This window comes from Streptomyces sp. NPDC090077 (genome assembly GCF_044747545.1).
Classification (GTDB): domain Bacteria; phylum Actinomycetota; class Actinomycetes; order Streptomycetales; family Streptomycetaceae; genus Streptomyces.
This window is the reverse complement of sequence record NZ_JBIVEG010000027.1, coordinates 1-15,048: the sequence shown is the minus strand read 5'-3', so window position 1 is coordinate 15,048 and position 15,048 is coordinate 1. Positions and strand designations below refer to the sequence as shown.

The following is a 15,048-nucleotide window of genomic DNA, read 5'->3' as shown; positions in this document are numbered from 1 at the left end:
CGGCATGACGACGCTCTCGCTGTCCGCCGACGAGGCCCGCCGGATCGCCCTGCGCGCGCAGGGGTTCCTCGGGGCGCCCGACCGCCGCGGCGGGGTCCGGGGGGTGCTGCGCCACCTCGGCGCCGTGCAGCTGGACACCATCTCGGTGCTGGCGCGCTCGCACGAGCTGATCCCGTACGCGCGCCTCGGCGCGGTGGGCCGGGAGGCGGTGGAGCGGGCGTACTGGTCGGACAGTCACGCCTTCGAGTACTGGTCGCACGCGGCGTGCATCCTGCCGATCGAGGAGTGGCCGCACTTCGCGTTCCGCCGCCGGGCCAACCGGGCGCGCGGCCACCGCTGGCACCTCCTGGAGGACAAGGCGCGTTCGACGGGGGCGGTGCTGGACCGGCTGAAGGCCGACGGCCCGCTGACCTCGTCCGAGCTGGGCGGCACGAAGAACGGCGGCGAGTGGTTCGACTGGTCCGAGACCAAGATCGCGGTGGAGTGGCTGCTCGACACCGGTGAGGTGGTCTGCTCCGAACGGCGCGGCTGGAAGCGGGTCTACGACCTGGCCGAGCGGGCCGTCCCGGACGCGCTGTTCCACGACGACCTGGAGGACCGCGAGTGCCTGCGCCGCCTGGTGGCGCTGGCCGGGCGGTCGCTGGGGGTCGGTACCCGCGCGGACATCGCGGACTACCACCGCCTCAAGGGCGACCAGGTGGACGCGGTGATCGCGGACTCCGGGCTGGTGCCGGTGGAGGTCGAGGGCTGGGGGAAGCCCGCCTGGGCGGATCCGCAGGCGCTGGCCTCGGTGCCGCGCGGCCGCCACCGCACGACCCTGCTGTCGCCGTTCGACTCGCTGGTCTGGGACCGGCCGCGGACGGAGCGGATCTTCGGGTTCACGCACCGCCTGGAGGCGTACGTGCCCAAGCCGCAGCGGATGCACGGGTACTTCGCGATGCCGCTGCTGGCCGGCGGACGGCTGCAGGGCCGGGTGGACCCGGCCCGCGAGGGGCGGACGCTGGTGGCCCGGCAGGTGTCCCTGACGACGCCGAAGGCGGCGCCCGCGATGGCGCAGGCCCTGCGGGAGGCGGCACTGTGGGTGGGCTGCGACGCGGTGCGCGTCGAGCGGGCGCAGTCGCCGGCGGAGGCGGCCGCGATCACTGCGGAGCTGGCGGCACTGGGAGCCTGACGGCGGCCCGCCGGCCGGGGCCCGCCCGCGGGCGACCGGACCGGCCGCCCGGGGGGCGGATCAGCGGATCTCCAGGATCTTCTCCCGCATCGCGTACACGACGGCTTCCATCCGGGAGTGCAACTGGAGCTTCTCCAGGATGTTCCGGACGTGGTTCTTCACGGTGTTCTCGGAGATGAACAGCTGCTTGGCGATGTCCCGGTTGTTCATGCCCGTGGCCACCAGCTTGAGGACCTCCAGCTCCCGGTCCGTCAGCCGCGGCGCCGGGACGAGCCGCCGCTCGTCGGTGCGCTGGATCATCGACTTGAACTCGGTGAGCAGCTTGGACGCCATCGAGGGGCTGATCTGCGACTGGCCGTCCGCGACCGCGCGGATCGCCGTGGCGACCTCGTCCGTCGAGATCTCCTTGAGGAGGTACCCGGTGGCGCCCGCCTTGATCGCGTCGTAGAGGTCCGCCTCCTCGTCGCTGATCGTCAGCATGATGATCTTCGCGGAGGGGGCGACCTCCTTGATCGAGGTGCACGCCTCGATCCCGCCGCGCCGGGGCATCCGTACGTCCATCAGCACGATGTCGGGCAGCAGGTCGGCGGCCTTGTCCACGGCCTCCGCCCCGTCCCCGGCCTCGCCGACGACCTGGATGTCCTCCTCCTGGGCGAGGACGATCTCCAGTCCGCGCCGGAAGAGGGCGTGGTCGTCGACCACGAGCACCCGGATCGGCTCCCCGGCCGGGTCCTGCGCACCATGACAGTCGGCGCCGTCGTCGTCGCGCGCCGGCCCGAAGCTGTCCGCCATCGTTCCTCCCCCTGCATGTGCTGAGCTGCTGGGCCAACCCGGCGGGGTCGGCCGCCGGTTGACTGCCCGACATGATTCCATGCCCGCGCCACGGGACGGGGTTCTGGCGGAATCCATATGGCTCATACGAGTCATACAGGTGCCCCTGTGGAACGCCGTGCGTTCCACAGGGGCAAGGGGTGAATTTCAGCCTCCGAGCGCGCCGCCCGCGCCCGCTCCCGAGGGCTCCGAGCTGGACGCCCCGTCGGGGTCCACGTGGATGACGCCGTAGTCGTAGGCGTGGCGCCGGTAGACGACGCTGGGCATCTTGGTCTCGGAGTCGACGAACAGATAGAAGTCGTGGCCGACCAGTTCCATTTCGTACAGGGCCTGGTCGAGCGACATCGGCCGCGCCGAGTGGGTCTTCTCGCGGACGATGAGCGGGCCTTCGCCCTGCACCTCCAGGGAACCGATCCGCGTGACCGGGACCCCTTCCTCCATGTCCTCGTAGACCGGCTCGCCGTTGCTGTTGAGGGTGGCGACGCCCGGGACGTGGTCGGCGACCTCGGCCGCCGAGAGCCGTCCGGTGCCACGGCGGGTGAAGCGCTTGTCGTGCTGCTTGCGCAGCCGGGCCTCCAGCTTGTCCTGTGCCAGGTCGAGTGCCGCGTACGGGTCGGCGGCGGCGGCCTCGGCCCGGATCACCGGGCCCCGCGAGTGCAGGGTGATCTCCACGCGGTCGGAACGGTCGGCCTGGCGCGGGTTGTGCTCCTTGGACACCTCGACGTCCAAGCTGATCACCTTGGCGTCGAGCTTCTGGATCCGCTCCGGATTCAGCTTCTCGGCCACGTGCTTGCGGAACCGCTCGGGCACCTCGGTCTTGCGGCCCTTGACGACGATGTCCACGCAGAACTCCGTTCCCGGAGACCCCCGCCCCAGTCGGCGGAGCATCTCCCTTTCGCACCAGGCTCCGGTGAACACCGGAGCCTCGGACTTGGCGACTTTCACCTCCTCCTCCCCCATCGGCAAGATCTACATCCCACCGACTTCGGAGTAGAGAGAGCCCCCCTCACAGGTACTGCACACGAAGATTCCAATAAACGGACGGACTGCTGCTCCGATACCCGGGGCCGAAGGTTCGCCAGTTCCTCACAACCGAACATATCTCTCAAAGCCGGTTGTCGGCACCCGCTACCGAAACGTACCTCCGATCAGGTGGGTCTTCCCTCTTACTACCTGCAACGATGCGCATTCCCCGGTGGTTCCAAATCTATTCACAAGATTTTTGCCCTGTCCGGGTTGCCGCCGTTCGCCGCGAAGCGAAGGAGTCCGCCGGAGCGGCCACCACGGCAGCAGCTTCCGCCCTCAGGCCCGCCGCGCGCAATGCCCTCGCCGCCTCCGCGAGCGTGGCTCCGGTCGTGATCACGTCGTCCACCAGCACGATCCGAGCGCCCGCCGCCAGCACGGCCGCGCCCGGCAGCACCTCCAGGGCCCCCGCGAGGTTCTCCCACCGCTCCCGGGCCCCCAGCCCCGCCTGGTCCGCGACGGCTCGCCGCAGCCGCAGCACGGGCGCCACGCGCGCGGCCGCGCCGCACCCGCGCAGCCGCCCGGACGCGGCCAGGGCGATCCGGCGCGCCGGGTCGTGCCCGCGCGCCCGTACGGCCCGCCGCGCGGAGGGCACCGGGACCAGCACCAGCTCCGCCCCGCCCGCGGCCCCGCCGCCGCCCGCGCGGGCCACCGCCGCCGCCAGGGCCGTCCCGAGCGGGCCGGCCAGGGGCAGCGCCCCGCGCTCCTTGTGCGCCAGCACGACCGCCCGTACGGCGTCCTCGTACCGGGCTCCCGCGTACACCGCGGGCAGCCCCGACGGACCCGCCCGGCGCGCCGCCGGACGCACCCGGCCCGCACCCGCACCGCTCAGGGCGCCCCGGCACGCCCCGCACAGCAGCACGCGGGCGGCCCCGCAGCCGGCGCAGTCGGCCGGCAGGACCAGCCCGGCCAGCTCGCGCCACCACTCCCGCACAGGTCCACCCTGCCGCGCCGCGCGGGAACCCGCGACCCCTGTGGAGAACCGCTCAGCCCGGGTACACCGGAGCGCGGCCGCCCGGCGCCACCGTGCGCCACTGAGCGCCCGGCGGCAGCCACACGATGCCGATGCCGTCGTCGCCGGAGTACGCCACCACGGGCTTCGCCTCGTCCTCCGAGGCCGCGATCGCGCTCAGCCCCGTCGCGCCGGGCAGGCTCGCGGCGACCATCGAACCGTCGGCCAGCATGTAGCGGGCCTGGTCCACCCCGCCGCTCTCCCGGCCCACCACCAGCAGCCGGCCGCGCGGCGCCCAGCTCATCGCCGACACGTCCGCCATCTGCGGGGCCGCCGGGCGCAGCTCGCGCACCGACAGCCGGGAGGAGTCGCCCTTGCCCTCGGGCCGCTCGATCCGCCCCATGTACAGGTTCTTGCGGCCGCCCTCCTTCTCGACGAGCAGCGCGATGCGCACCCCGTCCGAGGAGGCCTTCAGCCCTCGGATCTTCCCGCCGTCGAGCCCGGCGACGTCCACCTTCTGCGCGGTGCCGGTACCACCGGGCACCCGCCACAGGCCCTGGGTCTGCGGGTCGAGGTCGGCGATCCACAGGTCGCCCTGCGCGTCCCAGCTGGGCGCGGTGAGCTTGCCGGACTTGCTCGTCAGCAGCGGCTGCTGCGGCATGGGGCCCGCCGTCGTCAGCGTCACCACGAAGAGGTTGTGCCCGTCCTCGGAGACGACCGCGGCACGCTTCTCGTCGTACGTCACGGCCGCCGAACCCACCTTGAAGCCGGCGGCGGTGGCCAGCGGGCCGGGGGCCGGCTCCGGCTTGCCCTGCTGCTGCTCCTCACTGTTGGCGTCGAGGGTCATCCGGACCAGCTTGAAGTCCTTGTCCACGTAGTACTGGTGCTCCGGCGACGGCGGCCGGTTGGCGATGGCCGCGGCGGCCGAGCCGCTGATCCAGCACAGCGAGGACTTCCCGTCGGGGCGCAGCAGTTCGACCCGGTCCAGCTTGGAGGTCGTCAGGTCCCGCACGGTGTAGAGGAGTTGGGTGGCCATCTTCTGGCACTGCGGCTGCGCGACCTCCGCGGCGCTCTTGTTGAGCGGGACGCGCAGGGTGTTCTGGCCGTCGTACGAGAGGGACTTGGTGCCCTCGCGCAGTTCGCTGCCGGTGGGGAACGCGGTGGAGGCGACCGGGCCGAGCCACTTGGAGGGGCCGGCCAGCAGGGACTGCACGGTCTGCGTGGTCGGGTCCATGCGGGAGTCGGGGTCGGTGCGCTGGCGCACGTACACGGGGTCGGCGACGAGGGTGTTGCCCGCGAAGTAGTACTTGTTGACCGGCTTGTAGATGCGCTGGAAGTCGGACTCGCTCAGCACGAGGGTGCTGGGCGGCGTGGAGATCCGCCACTGCTTGTTGACCTGGACCAGCTGGAGGTACTCCTCGTAGCGTCCGCCGCCGGTCTCCGGCTGGTAGGCGCTGCGCTCGTCCACGGTCGCGAGCTTCTTGCCGTAGATCTTCCAGCGGGGTTCCTGGGGTTCCTTGTCGCCGCTGGAGACGGGGACGCGGTCGAGGCCGGCGGAGAGGACGGTGACGGCCGAGCCGGGCCGCCAGTTCTCCGCGGCGCTCTCGGTGAGGTACTTGCGGGCCGTCGCCAGCTGGGGGTCGTCGCTGGTCATGGCCTCCAGGAAGCCGTCGACGATGTCGGCCGGGCTGGCCTTGTCGGCCGGTGGCACGCCGAAGACGCGGACCTGCGAGTCGACGCCCTGCGAGGCCTCCACCCGGCGGATCTCGCCGCGGTCGGGCATGGAGGCGCAGCCGCCGACCAGCAGCCCGACGGCGCCCAGGGCCAGGCCCACCAGGGTGCCCCGGTGCCGCCCGGCCGCCCGGGTGCGTGCGCTCCGTGCGCCCCGGCCGTCGGCCGAAGCGCGCTCAGCGTCCTCCACCGGATCCATCCTCCTGTGCTGCGCTCTGATCGGCGGGCCGGGCCACGACCCGGGAGCCGCTGCCGGGCAGCGCCGTGGGGTCGGCGGGTACCGGCAGGGCGGTGGTGACCGCCGGCCTGGGCGGTATCGGGTCGCGGTCGGGCCGCTCGGTGCGCCCGTCGGGGTGCGTGCCGGGCCCGCCGGCGGTGCCGTTGCCGCGGCCGGCCGCCTCGGCGGCGGCCTCGGCGGCGGCGCGGGCCCGGTTGGCCCGGGAGTCCTCGGGCTCCAGCGGGATCGGGGATCCGCGCAGGGGCTCGTCGGCGGTGCGGGGCAGGGTGAGGCGGAACTGGGAGCCGCCGCCGGGCTCGCCCCAGGCCTGGAGCCAGCCGCCGTGCAGGCGGGCGTCCTCGACGGCGATGGACAGGCCGAGGCCGGTGCCGCCGGTGGTGCGCGCCCGGGCGGGGTCGGCCCGCCAGAAGCGGTTGAAGACGCGGGTGGCCTCGCCGGGCTTGAGCCCGACCCCGTAGTCGCGCACGGCGACGGCGACGGCCCCGCCTGCGGAGGCGAGCCGGACCACCACGTCACGGCCCTCGCCGTGCTCGACGGCGTTGACCACGAGGTTGCGCAGCACCCGCTCCACGCGGCGGGCGTCGGCCTCGGCTATGACGGGCTGGGCGTCGCCGAGGACCCGGATCCGGGTGCCCTTGTGCTCGGCGAGCGGTTCGGCGCCGTCGATGACGCGGCGTACGACGTCCCGCAGGTCGATGGGCTCGGCCTGGAGGTCGGCGGCGCCCGCGTCGAAGCGGCTGATCTCCAGCAGGTCGGAGAGGAGCGACTCGAAGCGGTCGAGCTGTCCGGCGAGGAGCTCGGCGGAGCGGGCGGTGATCGGGTCGAAGTCGACGCGGGCGTCGTGGATGACGTCGGCGGCCATGCGCACGGTCGTCAGCGGGGTGCGCAGCTCGTGCGAGACGTCCGAGACGAACCGGCGCTGCATCCGGGACAGGTCCTCCAGCTGCTGGATCTTGTTCTGGAGGTTCTGGGCCATCTTGTTGAAGGCTTCGCCCAGGCGGGCGATGTCGTCCTCGCCGGTGACCTTCATCCGCTCCTGGAGCCGGCCGGCCGAGAGCCGCTCGGCGATGCCGGCGGCCATCCGGACGGGGGTGACGATCTGGCGCACGACGAGCCAGGCGATGGCGCTGAGCAGGACGACGACGAACAGCCCTGCGGTGGCGATGGTGCTCTTGACCAGGTTGAGGGACTCCTCCTCCTGGGTGAGCGGGAAGAGGTAGTACAGGTCGTACGGGTCGCCGTTGATGTCGGTGAGCCGCTTGCCGATGACCAGTGCGGGCTCGGGGTGCTTCTCCCCGGAGCCGGCGGTGTACCGGATCTGCCAGAAGGTCTTGAAGGTGCCGGTGGCGTGGTTGACGGAGCGGCGCAGCGTGAGCGGGACGCTCGCGGTCGGGTCGACGTTGCCGGAGGCGCGGGCGCCCTTGACGCCCTGGGTGCCGGGGGCGGCCTGTTCGCCGGTGCCGGTGCCGGCGCCGAGGGCGACCACCTCGAAGGCGGTCTGGCCGCCGCTGGCGAGCTGCTTGACGAGCGAGTTCATCCAGGTGCTGGCGTCCCGGCCGACCTTGTTGTCGGTGGCGTCGGGCCCGTCGACGGCGAAGGGGGTGTTGGCCTTCTCCTGTGCGACCGCGAACCCTCCGGCGGCCTGGCTCTGGGCGGCCTCCTCCTTGGCGTCGAGGAGCCCCTTGGAGACCTGGGCGATGACCACGAAGCCGAGCGCGAGGACCACGGCGAGCGACATCAGCAGGGTGGCGGCGACCACCCGGAGCTGGATGTTGCGCCGCCAGATCCGGACAGCCGGAAGCAGCGGCCGGCGCACGAGGCGTGCGAACAGCCGCAGGAGGGGGCCGCCGGGGGCTCCGTCAGCCATGTGACGGAGCTGCCGGCCGCCCCGCAGGACTCCCCGCCGGGAGCCGCCCCGGGCCTTGCCGGGCTCCACGTCAGCTGGGTCCGGCCTTGTAGCCGACACCGCGCACCGTCACTACGATCTCGGGGCGCTCCGGGTCCTTCTCGACCTTCGAGCGCAGCCGCTGCACGTGCACGTTGACCAGGCGGGTGTCCGCCGCGTGCCGGTAGCCCCAGACCTGCTCCAGCAGCACCTCGCGGGTGAAGACCTGCCAGGGCTTGCGGGCGAGCGCGACCAGCAGGTCGAACTCCAGCGGGGTGAGTGCGATGGAGGCGCCGTCGCGCTTGACCGAGTGCCCGGCGACGTCGATGACCAGGTCACCGATGACGAGCTGCTCGGGTGCGGGCTCCTCCGACCGGCGCAGGCGGGCCCGGATGCGGGCCACCAGCTCCTTCGGCTTGAACGGCTTCACGATGTAGTCGTCGGCGCCGGACTCCAGGCCGACCACGACGTCAACGGTGTCGCTCTTGGCGGTGAGCATGACAATCGGCACCCCGGACTCGGCGCGGATCAGCCTGCACACCTCTATGCCGTCCCGACCGGGCAGCATGAGGTCGAGCAGCACGAGGTCCGGCTTCGCCTCCCGGAAGGCAGCCAGTGCCTTGTCACCGTCCGCTACGAACGACGGCTCAAAACCTTCTCCACGCAGCACAATGCCGAGCATCTCGGCCAGCGCGGTGTCGTCGTCGACGACGAGGACGCGTCCCTTCATGGTTGACATCATCCCATTAGCTAATCGTTACCCGGCGGTGAGCTGCCCCACAGCCAAAAGGGCTGGAAATCGCCCCTCGGACCTGCGTGGAGATCAGGACGACCAGTCTGCCCCGGATCCGCGCGACAATTGAAGGGCGAGCGGCGCGGGATCCGGGGGACGGCCCATGATCCGGGGACGGCCCGTCCCATCGGAGCGCCCCCATGGCACGATGGCAGCCGACCAGCGCGCCCGCCACGGCAGGTGCACGTGAAGGAGCGACGATGACTGACTCTCCGGGCTGGGCCGCGCCCGGATCCCCGTCCGACGGCCAGGGCTCCGACGCCGACCGGCCGGCCGCCCAGCCGTCCGGCACCGCACCCGACGGGGGCACCGCACCCGCCCAGGGCACCGGAGCGGGCTCCGCGCCCGGGTCCGCCGACGGCAAGTGGTCCGCCACCCAGCCCCCGCCCGGCCACTGGTCCAGCCCCGCACCCGGCCAGACCCCGCCGCCCGCCGCACCGCCCGCGCCCCAGCCGCAGGCCCCCGGCTGGGGCACCGGCACCGGCACCGGCAGCCCGTACCAGTACCCCGGCGGCTGGGGCAGCACCCCGCCCGCCGCCAAGCCCGGCGTGATCCCGCTCAGCCCCCTGGGCCTCGGCGAGATCCTCGACGGCTCCGTCGGCATCCTGCGCGGCCACTGGCGCTCCGTGCTCACCGTCAGCCTCGTCGTCGCCGCCCTCTCCCAGATCGCCCTGCTCCTCGTCCAGCGCGCCTGGCTCGGCAGCCTCCCCGTCGCCGACGACACCCTCACCCCGTCCCAGGCCCTCGACGTCATGGGCAACGCCGCCCTCTTCTACGGCTTCCAGTACTTCCTGGAGATCCTCGGGCTGGTCCTCGTCACCGCCCTCCTCGCACCCGTCGTCAGCCGCGCCGTCCTCGGCCAGGCCTCCACCGTCTCCGGCACCCTCAAGGCCGCCGGCCCCCTCGCCCCGCGCCTGACCGCCCTCATCGGCATGCTGCTCCTGGGCGCCGTCGGCGCCGTCGTGCTCCCGCTGCTCCCCGGCATCCTCACGGGCAGCCCCGTCCTCACCGCCCTCGGCATCCCCTTCGGCATCGTGCTCCTGGCCTGGTTCTACGTGACCTTCGCGCTGGCCCCGCCCGCACTGATGCTGGAACGCGGCTCGGCCGTCGCCGCCCTCAAGCGCTCCGCCAAGCTGGTCAAGGGCGCCTGGTGGCGGATCTTCGGCATCAGCCTGCTCACCTGGGTGATCCGCGTGATCACCGCCATGGTGATCACGGCACCCTTCGCCGGCCTCGCCCTGCTCCTGTCCCCCGAGGGCCTCTCCGGGCTGCTGGACGGCACCGCCGCCCTCAGCTGGACCTTCCTCGTCATCAGCGCCATCGGCGGCATCGTCGGCTCCACCGTCACCGTCCCGATGCAGACGGGCGTCACCACCCTCCTCTACATCGACCAGCGCATCCGCCGCGAGGCCCTCGACCTGGAGCTCGCCCGCGCCGCCGGCCTCGACGGCTACGGCACCACCACCGCCGAACGGCCCGGAGGCTGACACGCCGATGAGCACGGGGGGACTCATCACCATCGCCGCAGGCGACACACCGCCACTGACCACCCCGCGCGACGCCGCCCGCGAGGCGGCCGAACGCGAGCTGGCCAAGCCCGTCTACCACCAGGACGAGCCCGGGCTCCTCCAGCGCGCCCTGGACCGCTTCTGGGAGTGGCTCGGGGACTTCTTCGACCGCGCCTCCGGAGCCACCCCCGGCGGCTGGCCCGGCCTCCTCACCATCGCCGTACTGGTCCTCCTCGTCATCGCCGCCCTCTGGTGGCGGCTCGGCACCCCCCGCCGCACCGCCACCGGCACCGGCACCCTCTTCGACACCGGCCCGCGCAGCGCCGCCGACCACCGCGCCGCCGCCGACGCCCACGCCGCGGCCGGCCACTGGAACGAAGCCGTCCAGGAACGCATGCGCGCCGTCGTCCGCTCCCTGGAGGAACGCACCCTCCTCGACCCCCGCCCCGGCCGCACCGCCGACGAGGCCGCCGCCGAAGCCGCGCTCTCCCTCCCCGCACACGCCGCCGACCTCCACGCCGCCGCCCGCACCTTCGACGACGTCACCTACGGCGGCCGCACCGCCGACCCCGACACCTACGCCCGCCTGCGCACCCTCGACCTCACCCTGGAACGCGCCAAGCCGATCCTGACGGGACCCACCGCATGACCGGCCCCACCCCGCCCGCCCAGGCCCCCGTGCGCACCTCCACCGCCCCCGGCCCGGCCCGGCGCTGGGCCCGCGCCCGCGGACTCGTCCTCGGACTCGGCATCCTCCTCGCCGCCGCCGTCACCCTCGCCGCACTCCAGGCCGGCGACCACCACGGCCGCCTCGACCCCCGCTCCGCCGACCGCGACGGCAGCCGCGCCCTCGCCCAGCTCCTCCGCGAGCGCGGCGTCACCACCCGCGTGGTCACCAGCGCCGAGGAAGCCGCCGCCGCGGCCGGCCCCCGCACCACCCTCCTCGTCACCGACCCCGACCTGCTCGGCGAGCCCCAGCGACGCGCCGTCCGGTCCGCCATCGACCTCTCCGGCGGCCGCACCGTCCTCATCGCCCCCAGCAGCCTCAGCCTCCCCGACCTGGCCCCCACCACCCACACGAAGTCCTTCGCCCACCGCAACGACCTCGACCCCGACTGCACCCTGCCCGCCGCCACCACCGCCGGCCGCGCCGGCACCGGCGACGGCCTCCGCTACACCACCACCCACCCCGGAGCCACCGCCTGCTACCCCAGCGACGGCCACCCCACCCTCCTCGTGCTCCCCGGCACCACCAAGGGCGGCGACACCGTCCTCCTCGGCTCCGAACGGCCCCTGCTCAACGAACACCTCGCCGAACAGGGCAACGCCTCCCTCGCCCTCCAGCTCCTCGGCTCCCGCCCCGACCTCGTCTGGTACCTGCCCACCCTCGCGGACATGCCCGCCGACGCCCCCGCCGAGGAGAAGGGCCTCCTCGACCTCGTCCCCTCCGGCTGGCTCTGGGCCCTGCTCCAGCTGTTCGCCGCCGCCGCCCTCGCCGCCCTCTGGCGCGCCCGCCGCCTCGGCCCCCTCGTCACCGAGAACCTGCCCGTCGCCATCCGCGCCTCCGAGACCACCGAGGGCCGCGCCCGCCTCTACCGCAAGGCCTCCGCCCGCGACCGCGCCGCCACCGTGCTGCGCGCCGCCGCCCGCGAACGCCTCGCCGCCCTGGTCGGCGTACCGCCCGCCCAGGCCCACGACCCCGACACCCTGGTCCCCGCCGTCACCGCCCGCCTGCCGCAGGCCGCCGGCCCCGACACGGCCACCACCCTCTTCGGAACCACCCCCGGCGACGACGCGGCACTCGTCGCGCTCGCCGACCACCTCGACGCCCTCGAAAGAGAGGTCCGCACCTCATGACGGCCACCACGGACAGCGCCCGCTCCTCCCTGGAAGCGCTCCGCACCGAAATCGCCAAGGCCGTGGTCGGCCAGGACTCCGCCGTCACCGGACTCGTCGTCGCACTCCTGTGCCGCGGCCACGTCCTCCTCGAAGGCGTCCCCGGCGTCGCCAAGACCCTCCTCGTCCGCGCCCTCGCGGCCTCCCTCGCACTCGACACCAAGCGCGTCCAGTTCACCCCCGACCTGATGCCGAGCGACGTCACCGGCTCCCTCGTCTACGACGCCCGCACCGCCGAGTTCTCCTTCCAGGACGGCCCCGTCTTCACCAACCTCCTCCTCGCCGACGAGATCAACCGCACGCCCCCCAAGACCCAGTCCTCCCTCCTGGAGGCCATGGAGGAGCGCCAGGTCACCGTCGACGGCACCCCGCGCCGGCTCCCGGACCCCTTCCTCGTCGCCGCCACCATGAACCCGGTCGAGTACGAGGGCACCTACCCCCTGCCCGAAGCCCAGCTGGACCGCTTCCTCCTCAAACTGACCGTCCCCCTGCCCTCCCGCGAGGACGAGATCGGCGTCCTGACCCGGCACGCCTCCGGCTTCGACCCCCGCGACCTGCACGCCGCCGGCGTCCGCCCCGTCGCCGGCGCCCAGGAACTCGAAGCCGCCCGCAAGGCCGTCGAAGCCACCACCGTCTCCCCCGAGATCGCCGCCTACGTCGTCGACCTCTGCCGCGCCACCCGCGAATCGCCCTCCCTCACCCTCGGCGTCTCCCCGCGCGGCGCGACCGCCCTCCTCGCCACCTCCCGCGCCTGGGCCTGGCTCACCGGCCGCGACTACGTCACCCCCGACGACGTCAAGGCCCTCGCCCTGCCCACCCTGCGCCACCGCGTGCAGCTGCGCCCCGAAGCCGAGATGGAAGGCGTCACCGCCGACTCCGTCATCTCCGCGATCCTCACCCACGTCCCCGTCCCCCGCTGATGGCCCTCACCGGACGCGCCGCCCTGCTCGCGGCCCTCGGCAGCCTCCCCGTCGGCCTTCTCGAACCCAGCTGGACGGGCCTCCTCGCGGTCAACGGCACCATCGGTCTGGCCTGCGCCGTCGACTACGCCCTCGCCGCTCCCGTACGCAGCCTGCGACTCACCCGAACGGGTGATACCACCGTCCGCCTCGGCGAGACCGCCGACGTCCACCTCACCCTCACCAACCCCGGCACCCGCACCCTGCGCGCCCGCCTCCGCGACGCCTGGCCCCCCAGCAGCTGGCACCCCGGCACCGAAACCGACGCCTCCCGGCACGCGCTCACCGTCCCGCCCGGCGAACGCCGCCGCCTCACGACCCGCCTGCGCCCCACCCGGCGCGGCGACCGCAAGGCCGCCCTCGTCACCATCCGCTCCTACGGCCCGCTCGGCCTGTACGCCCGCCAGGGCAGCCACGACGTCCCCTGGACGGTCCGCGTCCTGCCGCCCTTCGCCAGCCGCAAGCACCTCCCGTCCCGCCTCGCGCGCCTGCGCGAACTCGACGGCCGCACCAGCCTGCTGACCCGCGGCGAGGGCACCGAGTTCGACAGCCTCCGCGACTACGTCCCCGGCGACGACACCCGCTCCATCGACTGGCGCGCCACCGCCCGCCAGCAGAAGGTCGCCGTCCGCACCTGGCGCCCCGAACGCGACCGCCACATCCTGATCTGCCTCGACACCGGCCGCACCTCGGCGGGACGCGTCGGCGACGCCCCCCGCCTCGACTCCTCCATGGACGCGGCCCTGCTCCTCACCGCCCTGGCCACCCGGGCCGGCGACCGCGTGGACCTCCTGGCCCACGACCGCCGCCCCCGCGCCCAGGTCCAGGCCCGCTCGGCCGCCGACACCCTCCCGGCCTTCGTCAACGCCATGGCCGGCCTCGAACCCGAACTCGTCGAGACGGACTCCCGCACCCTGGTCTCCACCATCCTCCGCAGCGCCCCGCGCCGCTCCCTGGTGGTCCTCCTGACGAGCCTGGACGCGGCCCCGGTGGAAGAGGGCCTCCTCCAGGTCCTCCCCCGGCTCACCCAGCGGCACACGGTCATCCTGGCCTCCGTGGCCGACCCCCACATCGCCGCGATGGCCACGGCCCGCGGCACCCTCGACTCCGTCTACGAGGCCGCCGCGGCCACCCAGACCCAGTCCCAGCGCCGCCGCACGGCCGAACAGCTCACCCGCCACGGCGTCCACGTCGTCGACGCCACCCCCGACACCCTGGCCCCAGCCCTGGCGGACACCTACCTCGCCCTGAAGGCCGCCGGCCGCCTGTAGCTCCGCGGTGCCCGGTGATGTACCAACACCCCGTACCCGGCTGGATACGCTGGACGGGCACCCACCAGGAGGACACCATGGCCGACCTCACCCCGGAACAGCTGCGCCGCCTGCACGACTTCGCGGAGCAGCTCTCGGAGCTGGCCGAGCACCAGGAAGACCAGTGGAAAGTGCAGACGACCGACGGCCAGATCTTCCTCACGATGATGAGCCCCACCGCTCCCCACGGCCTGAACGTGGTGAGGATGCGCCGCCAGATCGAGGCCCAGACCCCCGAGGTGATGGCCCTCAACGACACGAACATGGGCGACCCGGTGACCGGCCTGACGAAGGTCCCGGACCTCATGGTCATCGCGGAGGAGGACACCGACGACACCGCGAAGGTCGTCAACTCGCGCGATGTCCTGATGGTGGTGGAGGTCGTCTCCCGCACGAACTCCCTGACCGACATCCGCGACAAGCTCCACGACTACCCCAGGATGGGCGTCCCGCTGTACGTCGTGGTGGATCCCCGCAAGGACAAGAAGACCGTGACGGTGCACAGCGACCCTTCGGAAGGACCCGACGGCACCCGCTACCGCAAGAAGGTCCCGCACGCCTTCGGAGACACCGTCACCGCCGGCCGCTGGACGCTGGACACGAGCAGCCTGAAGTCCTACCCCGCCGACTGGTGAAGCGTTCAGGGTCCCTTCGGACCCGAACGGGCCCTGAACGCAGAAAAGCCCCGCACCAGAAGGTGCGGGGCTTTCCCACAATGATTGTTCGGCGGCGTCCTACTCTCCCACAGGGT

Annotated in this window: 13 protein-coding genes; 7 read left to right on the top strand and 6 right to left on the bottom strand. The window is 73.4% G+C overall.

Annotated features, from left to right (window positions below):
* The first annotated feature begins 4 nt into the window (after positions 1-4).
* Positions 5-1,171, top strand: coding sequence for a winged helix-turn-helix domain-containing protein (locus ACIPW5_RS31615; RefSeq protein WP_401252270.1), 1,167 nt, complete (start codon positions 5-7; stop codon positions 1,169-1,171).
* A 60-nt stretch (positions 1,172-1,231) separates the two neighbouring features.
* On the opposite strand, the gene ACIPW5_RS31610 is transcribed toward ACIPW5_RS31615, so the two are convergent.
* From ACIPW5_RS31610 to mtrA, 6 genes are all read right to left on the bottom strand, one after another.
* A complete protein-coding gene (locus ACIPW5_RS31610; protein WP_401252267.1) occupies positions 1,232-1,963 on the bottom strand; it encodes a response regulator in 732 nt (243 codons plus the stop codon).
* Positions 1,964-2,149: 186 nt separating this feature from the next.
* A complete protein-coding gene (gene hpf / locus ACIPW5_RS31605; protein WP_401252264.1) occupies positions 2,150-2,845 on the bottom strand; it encodes a ribosome hibernation-promoting factor, HPF/YfiA family in 696 nt (231 codons plus the stop codon).
* A 364-nt stretch (positions 2,846-3,209) separates the two neighbouring features.
* Positions 3,210-3,959, bottom strand: a complete 750-nt coding sequence (locus tag ACIPW5_RS31600) for a ComF family protein (protein ID WP_401252261.1) — start codon at positions 3,957-3,959, stop codon at positions 3,210-3,212.
* Positions 3,960-4,011: 52 nt separating this feature from the next.
* Positions 4,012-5,898, bottom strand: a complete 1,887-nt coding sequence (locus ACIPW5_RS31595; RefSeq protein WP_401252258.1) for an LpqB family beta-propeller domain-containing protein — start codon at positions 5,896-5,898, stop codon at positions 4,012-4,014.
* A complete protein-coding gene (mtrB, locus tag ACIPW5_RS31590) occupies positions 5,885-7,813 on the bottom strand; it encodes an MtrAB system histidine kinase MtrB (protein ID WP_401252255.1) in 1,929 nt (642 codons plus the stop codon). Before mtrB ends, ACIPW5_RS31595 begins: the two co-directional genes overlap by 14 nt.
* Positions 7,814-7,883: 70 nt before the next feature.
* On the bottom strand, positions 7,884-8,573 hold the full coding sequence (mtrA, locus tag ACIPW5_RS31585; protein ID WP_007264442.1) for a two-component system response regulator MtrA: 690 nt from the start codon (positions 8,571-8,573) through the stop codon (positions 7,884-7,886).
* Between the two features lie 251 nt (positions 8,574-8,824).
* Between mtrA and ACIPW5_RS31580 the strand changes: the two genes are divergently transcribed.
* The 6 genes from ACIPW5_RS31580 to ACIPW5_RS31555 are packed head-to-tail and all read left to right on the top strand — an operon-like array spanning position 8,825 to position 14,932.
* Entirely contained in the window at positions 8,825-10,111 is a 1,287-nt protein-coding gene (locus tag ACIPW5_RS31580) for a hypothetical protein (RefSeq protein ID WP_401252251.1), read from the top strand.
* Positions 10,112-10,118: 7 nt separating this feature from the next.
* Positions 10,119-10,781, top strand: a complete 663-nt coding sequence (locus ACIPW5_RS31575) for a DUF4129 domain-containing protein (protein ID WP_401252248.1) — start codon at positions 10,119-10,121, stop codon at positions 10,779-10,781.
* Positions 10,778-11,989 (top strand): DUF4350 domain-containing protein, encoded by a 1,212-nt coding sequence (locus ACIPW5_RS31570; protein ID WP_401252245.1) that lies wholly within the window; start codon positions 10,778-10,780, stop codon positions 11,987-11,989. The genes ACIPW5_RS31575 and ACIPW5_RS31570 overlap by 4 nt, the downstream gene beginning before the upstream one ends.
* Positions 11,986-12,948, top strand: coding sequence for an AAA family ATPase (locus tag ACIPW5_RS31565; protein ID WP_401252243.1), 963 nt, complete (start codon positions 11,986-11,988; stop codon positions 12,946-12,948). The genes ACIPW5_RS31570 and ACIPW5_RS31565 overlap by 4 nt, the downstream gene beginning before the upstream one ends.
* Positions 12,948-14,258 (top strand): DUF58 domain-containing protein, encoded by a 1,311-nt coding sequence (locus ACIPW5_RS31560; protein ID WP_401252241.1) that lies wholly within the window; start codon positions 12,948-12,950, stop codon positions 14,256-14,258. Before ACIPW5_RS31565 ends, ACIPW5_RS31560 begins: the two co-directional genes overlap by 1 nt.
* A 17-nt stretch (positions 14,259-14,275) precedes the next feature.
* Complete coding sequence (locus ACIPW5_RS31555; RefSeq protein ID WP_401252238.1) at positions 14,276-14,932, top strand: Uma2 family endonuclease; 657 nt, start codon at positions 14,276-14,278, stop codon at positions 14,930-14,932.
* Positions 14,933-15,048: the final 116 nt, after the last annotated feature.

Coding starts and splice junctions, on each gene's coding strand:
- ACIPW5_RS31615 (WP_401252270.1), top strand. CDS start 5: ATGACGACGCTCTCGCTGTCCGCCGACGAGGCCCGCCGGATCGCCCTG.
- ACIPW5_RS31610 (WP_401252267.1), bottom strand. CDS start 1,963: ATGGCGGACAGCTTCGGGCCGGCGCGCGACGACGACGGCGCCGACTGT.
- mtrB (WP_401252255.1), bottom strand. CDS start 7,813: ATGGCTGACGGAGCCCCCGGCGGCCCCCTCCTGCGGCTGTTCGCACGC.
- mtrA (WP_007264442.1), bottom strand. CDS start 8,573: ATGATGTCAACCATGAAGGGACGCGTCCTCGTCGTCGACGACGACACC.
- ACIPW5_RS31580 (WP_401252251.1), top strand. CDS start 8,825: ATGACTGACTCTCCGGGCTGGGCCGCGCCCGGATCCCCGTCCGACGGC.
- ACIPW5_RS31575 (WP_401252248.1), top strand. CDS start 10,119: ATGAGCACGGGGGGACTCATCACCATCGCCGCAGGCGACACACCGCCA.
- ACIPW5_RS31570 (WP_401252245.1), top strand. CDS start 10,778: ATGACCGGCCCCACCCCGCCCGCCCAGGCCCCCGTGCGCACCTCCACC.
- ACIPW5_RS31565 (WP_401252243.1), top strand. CDS start 11,986: ATGACGGCCACCACGGACAGCGCCCGCTCCTCCCTGGAAGCGCTCCGC.
- ACIPW5_RS31560 (WP_401252241.1), top strand. CDS start 12,948: ATGGCCCTCACCGGACGCGCCGCCCTGCTCGCGGCCCTCGGCAGCCTC.
- ACIPW5_RS31555 (WP_401252238.1), top strand. CDS start 14,276: ATGTACCAACACCCCGTACCCGGCTGGATACGCTGGACGGGCACCCAC.